Source organism: Brachybacterium horti (assembly GCF_054777615.1).
The window spans coordinates 798,933-812,663 of record NZ_BAAHAM010000001.1; the positions used below are offsets into that span (position 1 = coordinate 798,933).

9 protein-coding genes are annotated in these 13,731 nt (G+C 74.2%); 3 read left to right on the plus strand and 6 right to left on the minus strand.

All coding sequences use genetic code 11. The annotated features are described in order from the left end of the window. The first annotated feature begins 308 nt into the window (after nt 1–308). A complete protein-coding gene (locus tag ACYVAP_RS03690; RefSeq protein ID WP_498859584.1) occupies nt 309–1,304 on the plus strand; it encodes an endonuclease domain-containing protein in 996 nt (331 codons plus the stop codon). A gap of 419 nt (nt 1,305–1,723) precedes the next feature. On the opposite strand, the gene metE is transcribed toward ACYVAP_RS03690, so the two are convergent. The 5 genes from metE to ACYVAP_RS03715 form a co-directional block, all read right to left on the minus strand. Then, entirely contained in the window at nt 1,724–4,057 is a 2,334-nt protein-coding gene (gene metE, locus ACYVAP_RS03695) for a 5-methyltetrahydropteroyltriglutamate--homocysteine S-methyltransferase (RefSeq protein WP_498859585.1), read from the minus strand. Further along, a complete protein-coding gene (locus ACYVAP_RS03700) occupies nt 4,054–4,995 on the minus strand; it encodes a methylenetetrahydrofolate reductase (protein WP_498859586.1) in 942 nt (313 codons plus the stop codon). The genes metE and ACYVAP_RS03700 overlap by 4 nt, the downstream gene beginning before the upstream one ends. Nucleotides 4,996–5,188: 193 nt before the next feature. Beyond that, nucleotides 5,189–5,962 (minus strand): transglycosylase family protein, encoded by a 774-nt coding sequence (locus tag ACYVAP_RS03705; RefSeq protein WP_137769582.1) that lies wholly within the window; start codon nt 5,960–5,962, stop codon nt 5,189–5,191. A gap of 268 nt (nt 5,963–6,230) precedes the next feature. Further along, on the minus strand, nt 6,231–7,367 hold the full coding sequence (locus tag ACYVAP_RS03710) for a hypothetical protein (protein WP_498859587.1): 1,137 nt from the start codon (nt 7,365–7,367) through the stop codon (nt 6,231–6,233). A 212-nt stretch (nt 7,368–7,579) separates the two neighbouring features. Continuing rightward, complete coding sequence (locus ACYVAP_RS03715; RefSeq protein WP_498859588.1) at nt 7,580–9,010, minus strand: MFS transporter; 1,431 nt, start codon at nt 9,008–9,010, stop codon at nt 7,580–7,582. A 184-nt stretch (nt 9,011–9,194) separates the two neighbouring features. Between ACYVAP_RS03715 and ACYVAP_RS03720 the strand changes: the two genes are divergently transcribed. Further along, entirely contained in the window at nt 9,195–11,000 is a 1,806-nt protein-coding gene (locus ACYVAP_RS03720; RefSeq protein WP_498859589.1) for a M48 family metallopeptidase, read from the plus strand. Between the two features lie 93 nt (nt 11,001–11,093). On the opposite strand, the gene ACYVAP_RS03725 is transcribed toward ACYVAP_RS03720, so the two are convergent. Continuing rightward, the gene (locus ACYVAP_RS03725) at nt 11,094–12,548 is read right to left on the minus strand and encodes an aldehyde dehydrogenase family protein (protein ID WP_498859590.1); all 1,455 of its coding nucleotides are present in this window, start codon (nt 12,546–12,548) and stop codon (nt 11,094–11,096) included. Nucleotides 12,549–12,621: 73 nt separating this feature from the next. Between ACYVAP_RS03725 and ACYVAP_RS03730 the strand changes: the two genes are divergently transcribed. Beyond that, on the plus strand, nt 12,622–13,695 hold the full coding sequence (locus ACYVAP_RS03730; RefSeq protein ID WP_498859591.1) for a TlpA family protein disulfide reductase: 1,074 nt from the start codon (nt 12,622–12,624) through the stop codon (nt 13,693–13,695). The last annotated feature ends 36 nt before the right edge of the window (nt 13,696–13,731 follow it).

Consider the following 13,731-nt stretch of genomic DNA (forward strand, 5'->3'; position numbering starts at 1 on the left):
ACCCCGACGTCGCCGTGGTCGGGCACGGGACGTCTTCGTACGGGTCCCCCGGCATATGGGTCGACCCGTACGAAGTGGTCCCATAGACCCCGGGAGCCGACGGAGAGGAGGCGAGGCGTCCAGGCGGACGTCGTACCCCACGGGACGGGCGGGCGCCGCCGGTCGGGAGCCGGGGCCACGTCCGCCAGGTGCTGGGTGACTTCCGGCGGTCCGTACCGATCAGCAGGCCGTTCCTCCCCATCGGCCCCTCGTCCCCAGCGCTGCCACCCAGTCGCGCGTCGGCCCGTGCCAGGTGGTCCCCTCAGCTCATGCGCATCCTCGGCATCTCCCACCGCAATGACCCCTCGAGCGCCTCGTGCAGTCCCGACGCGAGCGGCGCTGTCCCCGCCGGCCACGGGGCCACGACGTCCGGCGAGCCCCACGGCGATCAGTCGCGAGCCACCGACCCCGGATCAGGGACACCTGCAGCGCCGGCCGGGACCACTCGCCACGTCGGCCCCTGGCGCGTCGACGACCGCGCCCCGGCCGACCTCGAGGCGCTGCTCGGCCTTGGTGTCAGGCCCACCTGTCTCGACGCCGCGGCGCTCCACGGCCTGTGGGTGCCACCGTCGCTCGGCGCCGTGCACGTGTTCCGACCCCGAATCGCCCGAGGCGCCCGCATCGGCCCCGATGCTGCTCAGGAGGTGCCACGCGCAGCGCCGATCCGTCGCCGCAACGGCCGCCCGGTGGAGCAGGTGCAGAAGCTGTCGGTGCCGCTCCTCCTCCACGGTCCGGCACTACGGTCCTGGCCGAGCCATGATCCGGTCCCCGACCTGCCGCTGGTCCTCGATCACGCCGCCCGCTGCCTGCCCACCGTGCACGCGGCGATCCTCTTCGAGTCGGCACTCGAGAGGAGACGCCTGCGCAGGAACCAGGCAGAGCGGATCATCTCCGGGCTCCCGGTCCGTGCCCGTCGCGACCTCACCCGGATCCGGGACGATGCGGGCTCCGGGACCGAGACCCGCGTCCGATGGTGGTTCGAGGCGAGGCGCGTGCCGGTGCGGAGCCAGGTCGTGATCCCGGGCGTGGGTCGGGTGGACCTCGTCGTGGGCTCCTCCTGGGTCATCGAGTGCGACAGCCGCGAGTTCCACGATTCCGAGGACGCCTACGAGCGCGACCGCACCCGTGACCTCGCCCTGCGCACCCGCGGCTACGTGGTCACCCGCCTCACGTGGAAGCAGGTGTTCCTCGCGTGGGCTGACACCGAGGCTCGCCTGCTGACCGCCCTCCGGCGAGGCGACCACCTCCGTCCCGCGGCAGCATGACACCGCGAGGCGAGGCCGCTCGAGACGTGGTCGGCGGCGCGCCAGGCAGGGCCCGGTCGCTCGGTCCCCGCCGCGCCCGGGGGTGCGTGCGACGGAAGGCGAGGAGAGCGGAGCGGCAGCCCCTCGTTGCTGAGGTCGTACGGGACGTCTTCGTACGGGTCGCCCCGTATAGCGGTGGACCCGTACGAAGAGGTCCCGTAGCCGACGGCCGGGCACGCAGCGAACGACGCCGCCACGCCAGCCCCACCACGCCACGACCCCGCCGCACCACAGGCGTGATCGCTGATGCCGGGTGCTGGGGGCCTACGGGACCACTTCGTACGGGTCGACCCGCATAGGGGTGGACCCGTACGAAGAGGTCCCGTAGGCGACGACCGGGGCGGGCCGACGGGGCCGGCCCACGGCGGCCCGGGCCGGGGTCAGACGGCGGCGGGGACCTCGGCGTCCTCGCGGGCCGCGCGGGCGGCGGCGACGAGATTGCGGAGGCTGGCCTCGGTCTCCGCGTAGGCGCGGGTCTTGAGGCCGCAGTCCGGGTTCACCCAGAGCCGGCGGGCGCCGACCACGGCGCGGGCGCGGCGCAGCTGGTCCACGATCTCCTCGGTGGTGGGCACGCGCGGGGAGTGGATGTCCCACACGCCCGGGCCGATCCCGCGGGGGAAGGCGTCCGGGTCCACGGCCTCGAGGATCTCGCCGCGGGAGCGGGCGGACTCGATGGAGGTGACGTCCGCGTCCAGGGCGTTGATCGCGTCGACCACCACGTTGAACTCGGAGTAGCACAGGTGCGTGTGGATCTGCGTGGTGTCCTCGACGCCGGAGGTGGCGAGACGGAACGAGCGCACCGACCAATCGAGGTAGGCGGCGTGGTCCGCGCGGCGCAGCGGGAGCAGCTCGCGCAGGGCCGGCTCGTCGACCTGGATAATGCGGATGCCGGCGGTCTCGAGATCGGCGACCTCGTCGCGCAGGGCCAGGCCCACCTGGTCGGCGGTCTCGCCGAGCGGCTGGTCATCGCGCACGAAGGACCACGCGAGGATCGTCACCGGGCCGGTGAGCATGCCCTTGACGGGGTGCGGGGTGAGCGACTGCGCGTAGGTGGCCCAGGGGACGGTGATCGGCGCGGGCCGGGACACGTCGCCGAAGAGGATCGACGGGCGCGTGCAACGGGAGCCGTAGGACTGCACCCAGCCGTGCTCGGTGACCGCGAAGCCGTCGAGGTTCTCGGCGAAGTACTGCACCATGTCGTTGCGCTCGGGCTCGCCGTGGACGAGGACGTCCAGGCCGAGCTCCTCCTGCAGCGTGATGACGCGGGCGATCTCGTCCTTCATCGCCTGCTCGTAGCCCGCGGCGTCGAGCGTGCCGCGGCGGTGGGCGGCGCGGGCGCGGCGCACCTCCGTGACCTGCGGGAAGGAGCCGATGGTGGTGGTGGGCAGGTCCGGCAGACCGAGGGCCCGGCGCTGTGCCTCCTCGCGCACCTCGTGGTCGGTGCGGGTGGAGTCCGCGTCGGTCACGGCGGCGGCGCGCTCGCGCACGGCCTCGTCGCGGACGCCCGCGAAGGTGCGCGGCACGGAGCGGGGGCCGTCCACGGAGCCCGGGGCGACCTGGCCGGCGGCGAGCTCGACGATCTCGGTGATCTTCTCGTCGGCGAAGGCGAGGGTCGCGACGAGCTCGGCGGGGAGGGAGGTCTCCCGGTCCAGGGTGTGCGGCACGTGCTGGAGCGACACGGAGGAGGAGACGGAGACGTTCTCGCCGTCGCCGCCGGCCTCGGTGATGCGGGAGCGCAGCTCGGCGAGGCGCGCGGCGGCGGTGGGCAGCTCGGTGCGCCACACGGTGCGGCCCTCGACGAGGCCCGCGACGATCCGGGTGGCGCCCACGCCGGAGAGCTGGGCGACGCTCGGCAGGTCACCGCGGGTGAGGTCGAGGTGCACGGCCTCGACGCCCGTGGCGAGGGCGGCGGCGAGCAGGTCGCCGATGCCGCCGTAGGGGGTGGCCAGGAGGATCGCGGGGCGGTCCTCGGAGGCGGCGAGACGGCCGATGGAGCGCTGCAGGGCCTCGGCGAGCTGTGCGGCGTCGAGGCGCTGGTCGGCGGCGAGCACCGGCTCCTCGATCTGGACCCAGGGGGCGCCGGCCTCGCGGAGGGCGGAGAGCAGCTGGGCGTAGACGGCGACGAGCTCGTCGAGGCGGTCCAGGGGGTCGAAGCCCTCGGGGGCGTCGTCGGCCGGCTTGGACAGGAGCAGGAGGGTCAGCGGGCCCACGAGCACCGGGCGGGTGCCCTCGCCGTCCTCGAGGCTCTCGCGGAACAGGTCGACGACCCGCGTGGACGCGACGTGGAGGTCGGTGTCCGGGCCGATCTCGGGAACGAGGTGGTGGTAGTTCGTGTCGAACCACTTGGTCATCTCGAGGGGGCCCTGCTCGGCGGTGCCGCGGGCGAGCTCGAAGTAGCCGTCGGTGCCGACGGTGCCGTCCGCGCCGAGCACGCCGGCGAGGCGGGTGGGGACGATGCCGGTCGCGACGGCGGCGTCGAGGACCTGGTCGTAGAGGGAGAACGACTCGGGCGCGGCGGAGGCGCCGGCGAGGCCCAGCTCGGCGAGGCGGGCGCGGGTGGCGCGGCGCAGGGTGCGGGTGGCCTCGGCGAAGCCGTCCGCATCGAGCCGGCCGGCCCAGTAGGCCTCCTCGGCCTTCTTCAGCTCGCGGTCCGGGCCGATGCGCGGGTAGCCCAGCGGGAGCGCGGCGGGGAGGGCGGTGGCGGCGTGGGTCATCGGGAGTCTCCTGTGGTGGTGGTGGACCAGCGGTCCAGGTCGAGGGCGTCGAGCACGTCGAGGGCCTCGACATGCCGGTTGAAGGTGAACAGGTGGAGGCCGGGGGCGCCGGCGTCGAGCACGCGCGCGGCGAGGCCCGCCGTGTGCGCCACGCCGATGCGGTGGCGCTCGGCGTCGTCCCGGGCGGTCTCGAGGGTGTGGAGCAGCTCCGTGGGGGCCTGTACCCCGGAGAGCTCGGCGAGCCGGGCGAGCCGGCGCGGGTTCGTGGCGGGGACGAATCCGGGGACGATCGGCAGGCCGATGCCGGCGGCGCGGGCGCGCTCGACGAGGGCCTCGTAGGCGCAGGGGTCGAAGAAGACCTGCGTGATCGCGAAGTCCGCGCCGGCGCGCTCCTTCGCCATGAGCACCTCGAGGTCGTGCTGGGCGGTGGGCGACTCGGGGTGGCGGTGCGGGTAGGCGGCGACGCCCACGCTGAGGCGGCCGCCGGCGAGGGCGGCCGTGCGCTCCCGCTCGACGGCGCGGATCAGCTCGACGAGGGGGCGGGCGAAGGGGACCTCGTCGTCGTCCAGCCGATGCCCCTCGGGCTGGTCGCCGCGCAGGGCGAGCACGCCGCGCACGCCGCGGTCCAGGAGCGCACCGACGATCGCGGCGAGCTCGGCGCGGGTGGAGCCGATCGAGGTGAGGTGGACGAGGGGGCGCAGGGTGGTCGCGTCGAGGAGGTGCTCGGTCACCTCGAGCACGCGGTCGAGGTTGCCCTGACCGGTCTTCGAGGTCACGGAGACGTAGTCGGGGGCGGTCTGCTCGAGGGCCGCGATCGTGGTGCGCAGGCGCTCGAAGGACACGTCGCTGCGCGCCGGGAACAGCTCGTAGCTGAGGGCGGGGCGGCGGCGTGCGGGAGCGGCCGGGGCACGGTCGGGCAGCGTCGAGGTGGCGGACATGGCGGCGAACCTACGAGGCGCGCGGGGCCCAGGGGAAGGAATGTGACGGCCTGTGCCGAAGGTGGCGCGGTGCGTCGTCGTGTGACGTGCGAGCTCCTCCATGAACCCGCTGGTGACGGGCCCGGACAGCACGACGCGCCGGCCCCCGAGGGGGACCGGCGCGTCCTGGCCTGCGGCGCGGGGCCGCTCCGGGTCAGCGGTTGTTGAGGTAGGTCTGCAGCGCCTTGGTGGTCGCGTAGGACGAGCGGAAGTCCCACACGCCGTTCTTCTTCAGGCCCATCTTCTGGCGCAGCTTGCCGGTGGTCTCGGAGCCGATCTTGCCGTCCGCCTTCGCGCCGACCTTCTTCTGGAGGGCCTTGATGTCCGAGGTCGAGAGCGAGCCGTCCGCCGTCACGCCGACCCACTTCTGGAGCTCACGGGTGGTCTTCGGGCCGAACTTGCCGTCGACGACGAGCGTGCCGGAGGAGACGCTCTCGCGCACGCTGTCACGGCTCGCGGAGCCGGAGCTCGCGGAGCCGGAGCTCGACGAGCTCGACCCCGAGGGCTGTGCGTTGGCGTCGGCGCCGCCGTTGGAGCGGGTGAGGCCGGCCTTCTTACCGCACACGGGCCAGGCGCCGGGGCCCTGGGTCTTGAGGGTGCGCTTGGCGACGGCGATCTGCTCCGCCTTGGTGGCCTTGTCCGCGGTGGACGCGTAGGCGGTGCCGCCGAAGGCCTTCCAGGTCGACTTCGAGAACTGCACGCCGCCGTAGTAGCCGTTGCCGGTGTTGATGGACCAGTTGCCGCCGGACTCGCACTGGGCGACCTTGTCCCACACGGAGTCGTCGGCGCTCGCGATGCCGGCGCCGCCCACGGAGAGGCCGGCGGCGATCACGGCACCGCCGGTGGCAGCAGCGACCTTGGGCGCCACGCGGGCACCGCGGAAGTAGACGGCGCCGCCGTCGGCGCGGTGGGTGTTGGTGGTGGCCATGGAGGACTCCTCGGGGGAAGCGGCTCGGGGAAGCGGGGGAAAGGTCGAGCGGTGCCGGGGGATCAGGTGCGCGGGCTCATGACCTGCACGCCTGCGGCGAGCTCCCGTCAAGCGTGCAGGTCGCCCACCCCGGGGGCCAGGTCTGGTGACCTATTCCGAATCCACGCTTTGCCAAACTTTTACCGATAATGCGCGGCGCGGCACCATTTCCGCGAATCACAGCGGTGTCATTCTCCGCGCCCGCCCGCGCGAGCTCCCGGCCGGGTGCTCAGCCGCAGACGAGCACCGTCGGGTCCTCGGGATTTTCGAGGGTCACGCCCTGCTCCCCGGTCGTGGCGTCCACGCAGATCGCCCCCGAGGGCCCCTCCCCGGTGCCCCAGGAGGCGGCGAGCTCCCCCTCCGGAGAGAGCACCACCGTCGCGCGCACGGGGAAGGCGACGGTCTCCGCCCGACCGGAGGCGTCCTGCGGGGTGAAGCGGGCCGAGCCGCCCTCCTCCGTGGTCATCAGCCAGCTGCTCGTGCCGCCCGCATCGGTGAAGTTCCCCGACCGGGGCTCGGAGAGGATCTCCCAGCCGCCCTGCTCCGCCGCGGAGCCGCCGGGGATCGCGAAGGGGCAGCCCTCCGGCACCGCCGAGGTGCTCCCTGCGCACCGGGCGACCAGGTCGGCGACCTCACGCTCGGCCTCCGCCTCCCCCTCCGCGGTGAGCGCCATGGCCAGCGTCGCCGGGAAGCGGGTCGGCGTCGGCGCACCGGGCAGGGTCGTCCGGATGGTCCGCGGGATCCCCTGGACGAGCCCGCCCCGGCTGCCGGCGGCCACGTCGTAGGTCCCCGGCGGCAGCTGCAGGTTCGCCAGCGTCATGTCGCCCTGGAGCAGGGCTGCCACGCCCGCCTCCGGGTCCTCGGCGACGACGGCGCCCGCCTCCGAGCGGACCTGCTCCGTCGCCTCGGGCAGCGGCACCTCCACCCCGCCGATCTCCAGGTGGTCCGCCCCCAGCGGGACACCGACGGAGACGGACTGCAGCGCGACGGGATCCAGCACCCAGGACCGTGCCCGGAGCGGGCCGGCGCCCTCGGCATGCGCGGTGAGGGCGAGGGTCGCCGGCTTCGCACCGTCGGACCAGGTCAGGGTGCTGGTCACGGTCGCGGTGTCCCCGGCGATGCGCACCCCTTCGACGTCGTAGCCGGCCACCCGCCGCTCCGCGCCCTGGAGCACGGCGTCGACGAGGCCGACGGGGCTCGCGTCCGGCGTCGCCGCGAGATGCTCCTTCAGCACGCCGGCGTCCCCGGCGACGAGCGCGTCGAGGTACTCGCGGGCGGCCCGCTCGGGGGTGCGCGGGTTCATCAGCACGAGCGGGATCGCGATGACCAGGGCGAGGACGAGGGCGACGCCGCCCCAGACCCGCACGGCGCGGCGTCGGCGCGCGGGCGTGGGAGCCGAGTCCCCGCCGTCGGCCGCGGCTCCGCTCCGCGCATCCCCCGCGACGGGGCCGTCGGACGCATAGGCGCCGCCGGCTCCGCCAGCGGCGTCGGCCCCATCAGCCCCGTCGGCCCCGCCCCAGCCCAGCGGGATGACCCGGCGGTGCTCCCCGCTCCCCGCCGGCCCCCGCCGCCGCGCCCTCATAGCGCCCCGGGGGCGGACTTCTCGCGGTTGCGGTCGATGATGCTGACCCCCATCGCGGCGAGCGTGAGCACCATGATGATCACGGCGACCATGATGAACGCCTCGAGCCACGAGGTCCCGGACTCGGTGAGGGAGAAGAGGATGCCGGGGATCATCGCGGTGCCGATCGCGGCGCCCACACGCTGACCGAGCTGCAGGATGCCGCCCGCGACGCCGCCGTAACGGGGGTCCACGGCGTTGAGGGTGAGGGTCTGGTTCGGCGAGATCGTCATGCCCTGGCTGACGCCCATGAGGGTGAGCGGCACGGCGAGGAACCAGAACGGCAGCCAGCCCCATTCGACGGGACCCACGGCGAGCGCCGTGCCCAGCAGGCCACAGAAGGCGACGGCGAAGCCGATGATCACGAGCCGCCGGCCCATGGCGAGCACGCGCCGGCCGGCCACCTGGGAGCTGATCGCGGCGGCGATCGACGAGGGCAGGCCCAGCAGCGACGCCTCGAAGGCCGTGTGGTGCAGGTGCATCTGCAGGTAGAGCGGCACGATGATCCACACGCTCGTGGCGCCCAGGAAGTAGATGGAGACGATGAGGATGCCGTTGCGGAACGGGCGGCTCGAGAAGATCGCCGGGTCCACCATCGGCGGCCGGCCCTGGGAGCGGTAGCGGTGCTCCCACATCCACCACAGGCCCAGCACCACGAGCCCGACGGGGAAGGTCAGCCACACGAGGGCGCTCGCGCCGCGCTCGAGGAACGGGAACATGACGCCGAGGATCGCGAGGGTCAGCAGCGCGGTGCCCACGGGGTCGAGGTCCGGCAGCCGCTTCGAGCGCACCGAGTCGCCCGGGATGATGAGGAATGCGCCGATGATCCCGGCGACGCCGATCGGCAGGTTGATGAAGAACATCCAGCGCCAGCCGGTGTCGTTCCCCAGCAGCTGGATGAGCGCGCCGCCCAGCACGGGGCCGAACGCGGTGGCGACGGCGACGGCGGTGCCCAGCAGCGCGAAGGCGCGGGCGCGGTCGTGACCGCGGAAGTGCTTCTGGATCAGCGCGACCGTCTGCGGGTTCAGCAGTCCCGAGCCGACACCCTGCAGGATGCGGGACACGTTGAGCACCTCGATGCTCGGCGCGAGCCCGCTGAGCAGGGAGCCCACGGTGAAGATCGCGACGCCCGCGATGAAGATCCGGCGGCGGCCGGTCGCGTCGCCGAGGCGGCCCGCGGGCACGAGCAGCACCGCGAAGGCGAGGGCGTAGCCGGAGATGACCCACTGCAGTGCGCCGCTGTCCGCCTCGAAGCTCGTCCCGATCGCGGTGAGCGCGACGTTGATGACGCTCATCGCCACGAGGGCCATGAACAGCGGGGCGATGAGGACGGCGAGCAGGGCCTTGCGGCGCACCGGAGGGGTCGGCGCGCTGGGATCGGGTATCACCACAGAAGCATAGGCCGGGCGGCGTCGGTCGCGGCAGGCCCCTCCCCCGGTCCCTCCGTGCGTCGGATCCGATCCCGCCGAAGGTCGGCCCGGGCTCGTCCGCAGGTCGGGACCGTCCACAGCGCTCTGTGAGCATGCACCTCGCGGCGGTACCGTCGAGCCGTCCACGTTCGAAGGAGCAGTCATGAGCGTCCCGCCGTCCTCCGGCCCCCAGTGGGATCGGCCCGCCGTCCCCACGCCCTACGGGCAGGGTCCCGCCGCCGGCTCCCCCGGTGCGCCCTCCGGCCCCTACGGTCCCGGCGGCCCCGGCAGCCCGTCCGGTCCCGGTGGGCCCGCGGGCCCCGGCGGTCCCCTCGGTCCGGGCGGTCCGACGGGCCCGCAGGGCGGTCGCACCGACGCACCGAACCTCGTCAACGGCGCGACGACCCACGGGGTCATGGGCCGGCGCGGCATGCGCCACCCGTGGGAGATCCCGATGGTCGTCATCGCGGCCGTGATCTCGGTGCTCACCGTCCTCGCGCTGATCTCCATCGGCATCATCACCATCTGGCTCGCCGCCCGCGGTGACGACTGGGAGTCCCTCGGCTTCAACCCGCTCGTGGTCCAGATCGCCGCGATCGTGCTGTCGCTGCCGCTGCTGCTGTGGATCCAGCGCGCCCTGATCTACGCCCAGATGCGCGTGTTCGGCGTGCGCATGTCCCCCACCCAGTTCCCCGAGGGCTACCGGATGGTCGCGGAGGCGGCGCAGGAGTTCGGCCTGCGGCGCGTGCCGGATGCGTACGTGCTCGCCGGCAACGGCACGATCAACGCCTTCGCCTCCGGCCACGGGTTCCGCCGCACGGTCGTCGTCTACTCGGACCTGTTCGAGGTGGGCGGCACGGTGCGCGACCCGGAGGCGCTGCGCTTCATCATCGGCCACGAGGTGGGCCACCTCGCCGCCGGCCACGTCTCCTACTTCCGCCTGCTGTTCACGCAGCTCGCCTACCAGATCCCCTTCGTGGGCATGGCGCTGTCCCGCTCGCAGGAGTACACGGCGGACAACTACGGCTACCTCCACGCGCCCGAGGGCTCGTGGGGCGTGATGGGCGTGCTCGCCGGCGGCAAGTACCTCAACGCCGAGGTCAACGTGCACGAGCTCGCGGACCGCGCCGCGAGCGAGAAGGGCTTCTGGGTGCACCTGACCCAGTGGCAGTCCACGCACCCCGTGAACACCTGGCGCGCGCACGCCCTGCGTGACCGCTCCGCGCCGGGCCGCATGTTCATCCGGCCCGGCAAGCGCCTGTTCGAGGGCCCGCTGCCCGCGGGCTCCACCTTCTCCGGTCCGTACCCGACGCCCTCCGAGGCGCTCGGCATGCTTGCCCAGGCGGATGCGATCCGCCCCGCGGGCAGCGGGGACCAGTGGGGCCGCTTCGTGGGCGGCGACTACTCCGCGCGTCCCTCGATGCGGCAGATGCAGCAGGCGGCGCCGCTGCTCGCCCGCCGGGTGGGCTCGATCGCTCCGGAGGGCCCGTCCGGTCCTGCGGGGCCGACGGCACCCCCGACCGGGCCCGGCGGTCCGACGGGCGGGCCGGCGGGCGGTCCTGCCGGTGGCCCGACGGGCGGCCCCTTCGGCGGCCCGTCGAACGGCCCGGCTCCCACCGGCGGTGCTCCCACCGGTGGCTACGGTGCGGCCCCGGCCGGCGGCTACGGCCAGCCGTCGGCGACCTCCGCCCCCGCGGGCGGGTACGGCCAGCCGTCCGCTCCGGCCGCCCCGGCCGGCGGCTACGGCCGGCAGTCGGCCCCGGCGACCCCGGCGGACGTCTCGAAGGGCGGCGCCACCCGGATCTCCCGTCCCGGTGCGGGCGCGGATCCGTACGGCCAGGGCGGCGACCCCTACGGCCAGGCGCGCCCGTCGGACCCGTACACGCAGGGCCCGCAGCAGGGTGAGGACCCGTACGGCCAGGGTCCCGGCTCGTCGGCCCCCTCGGGCCCGGCGCCCTACGGCGGCTGAGCACCGGCCCCGGAACAGGCACCGCACGACGGCCCCGTCCCTGCATCGGCAGGGGCGGGGCCGCCCTTATGAGGAGCGGCGCCGGTCGGGGCGTCAGCGGAAGAGGCGGCCCAGGATCCGGCGGCGGGGTGCCCGGTAGGGCGGGTAGATCGTGCGCAGGGTGTCCGGGCGCAGCGGCTTGCGGACGATCGGCTTGGCGTGCGTGAACGCCTCGAAGCCGGCCCTCCCGTGGTACGCGCCGTGGCCGGACTCCCCCACCCCGCCGAAGGGCATCGCCGTGGTGCCGAGGTGCGCGAGGGTGAGGCCGAGGGCGAGGGAGCCGGAGGAGGTCTGCTCGGCGAAGCGCTCCTCGACCTCGTGGGAGGGGCTGAACACGTACGCCGTCAGCGGCTTCTCGCCGGCGTTGATGCGGGCGATCGCCTCCGCGGGGCCGTCGACGGGCAGCAGCGGCAGGATCGGGCCGAAGATCTCCTCCGCCATCACCGGGTCGTCCCAGCTCGCGCCCGCGAGGATCGTGGGGGCGAGGTAGCGCTGGCGGCGGTCCGCGCCGGCGGTGCCGCCCACGACGGCGAGGTCGTCGTCGACGAGCGAGCGCAGGCGGTCGAAGTGCCGCTCGGAGACGATGCGCCCGTAGTCCGCGCTGCGCATGGGGTTGCGTCCGTACATCTCCCGCACCGCCTCCCGCAGCTCGGGGACGAGCGCCTCGAGGGTCGCCGGGGTCGCCATGAGGTAGTCGGGGGCCACGCAGGTCTGGCCGGCGTTGGTGAACTTGCCCCACACGATCCGCCGGGCCGCGGTCGCGAGGTCGGTGCCCTCGTCCACGAACACCGGGGACTTCCCGCCGAGCTCGAGCACGGTCGGGGTGAGGTGCTCGGCGGCGGCACGGGCGACGATCCGGCCCACGCTCGCGTTGCCCGTGTAGAAGATGATGTCGAAGCGTTCGGCGAGCAGGTGGGTGGTCTCCTCGACGGCGCCCTCGACCACGCGCACCCACGCCGGGTCGAGGTGCTCCTCGACGAGGCTGCGGATGACGCGGGAGGTGGCGGGGGCCAGCTCGGAGGGCTTCAGCAGCACCGTGTTGCCGCCCGCGATCGCGGCGACCAGCGGGGACAGGGTGAGGTTCACGGGGTAGTTCCAGGGCGCGATGATCAGCGCCGTCCCGAGCGGCTCGCGCACGATGCTGCCGCGGGCGGGGGCGAGCAGGGTCCCCGGGGAGAAGCGCTCGGGGCGGGTCCAGGAGCGCAGGTTCTTCACGGCGGTCTGGATCTCCGCGAGAACGGGGCCGATCTCGGTGACCGACGATTCCGTCGGGGACTTGCCGAGATCCGCCGCGAGGGCCCGCTGCAGGTCCCGGCGGCGGGCGCGGATGCCGCGGCGCAGCGCCTCGAGCTCCGTGACCCGTGCGGCGACGGGGCGCGCGAGGCCCTGGGCGGCGGAGGCGCCGAGGGCGGCGACGTCGGCCGTGATGCGGGAGGCGACATCGGCGCGGAGGGCCGGCGCGTGCTGGTCCGGGGAGGTGGCGGGGGCGTCGTCAGCAGGGGTCGACATGTCACCAGCCTAGGCCGCGCCCGGGGGTCGTGGAGGTGGCGATAATGGGGAGGTCGAAGACGAAGGGAGCCCGATGAGCATCCTGGTGGCAGCGCCGATCCTGCTGTCGATCATCCTGCTGGTGTCCGGCATCGCGAAGCTCGGCGAGCGGCGCGGCACGCAGGACGCCATGACCTCGCTGCGCCTGCCCGCGCGCGGCACGCACCACCTCGTGGCGGCCGTGCTGCCGGCGGCGGAGATCGTGCTCGCGCTGCTGCTGTGGGTGCCGCTCGTGCCGCTGCAGGTGGTGCTCGCCGTGCTCGCGACGCTGCTGATGGCGGCGTACCTCGTGATCATCGCGCGGGCGCTGACCTTCGAGGAGAAGGTGGAGTGCTCGTGCTTCGGCTCGCTCGCCTCCCCCACGGTCTCGAAGGCGACGCTCGCCCGGAACATGCTGCTCACCTTCCTCGCGCTCGTGACGATCTCCGCCGCCGCACGCGGCCAGATCGCCGATGCGCTCGTGCGCGCGCCGCTGTCGCTGCTCACGCTCGTGGTGGTGCTCGTGGTGGCGATGGCGCTCGTGGTGCTCGTGCTGGGCGGGGTCGAGCGCACCGCCGAGGCCGACGGGGCACGTGCACCCTCTGCGGCCCCGCACGGGGGCGACCAGCTGGTCACCCCTTCCGGCGAGGTCGACGACGAGGAGCTCGAGGACTACGAACGCTCGGCGATCCCCGCGGCGATCCTGCAGCAGGAGGACGGGGAGCTCGTGTCCCTGCGCCGCCTCGCCTCGACGCGTGCGGCGCTGCTGGTGTTCGCGACCGAGGGCTGCGGGCCCTGCGAGCGGGTGCTCGACGCGATGCCCGGATGGATCGAGACCCTCGAGCCGATCATGCTCGTGAGCGCCGTGTTCGGTCGCCCTGTCGAGAACCTGCGCCCGCGCACGCTCGAGCGGGTGCCCGGCCATGCGCTGCACGATCCGGACTTCACGGCGCGGGAGCAGCTGGGCGGTCGCGGCGCGCCGATGGCGGTGCTGCTGGGGGCCGACGGTCAGCTCGCGGGTGGCCCGGTGACGGGCGGCGAGCAGGTCATCTCGTTCGTCGAGGAGATCATCGAGCAGATCGAGGAGGCCCGCGCCGCCGGCGAGCTCGCCGCGGTCGAGCCGTCCTGAGAGACAACCGTCAGGGAGCGAGAAACGATGAAGCGG

Excerpts from the sequence above, each read along its gene's own strand:
- ACYVAP_RS03690 (WP_498859584.1), top strand. The coding sequence starts at position 309 with ATGCGCATCCTCGGCATCTCCCACCGCAATGACCCCTCGAGCGCCTCG.
- metE (WP_498859585.1), bottom strand. The coding sequence starts at position 4,057 with ATGACCCACGCCGCCACCGCCCTCCCCGCCGCGCTCCCGCTGGGCTAC.
- ACYVAP_RS03700 (WP_498859586.1), bottom strand. The coding sequence starts at position 4,995 with ATGTCCGCCACCTCGACGCTGCCCGACCGTGCCCCGGCCGCTCCCGCA.
- ACYVAP_RS03705 (WP_137769582.1), bottom strand. The coding sequence starts at position 5,962 with ATGGCCACCACCAACACCCACCGCGCCGACGGCGGCGCCGTCTACTTC.
- ACYVAP_RS03720 (WP_498859589.1), top strand. The coding sequence starts at position 9,195 with ATGAGCGTCCCGCCGTCCTCCGGCCCCCAGTGGGATCGGCCCGCCGTC.
- ACYVAP_RS03725 (WP_498859590.1), bottom strand. The coding sequence starts at position 12,548 with ATGTCGACCCCTGCTGACGACGCCCCCGCCACCTCCCCGGACCAGCAC.
- ACYVAP_RS03730 (WP_498859591.1), top strand. The coding sequence starts at position 12,622 with ATGAGCATCCTGGTGGCAGCGCCGATCCTGCTGTCGATCATCCTGCTG.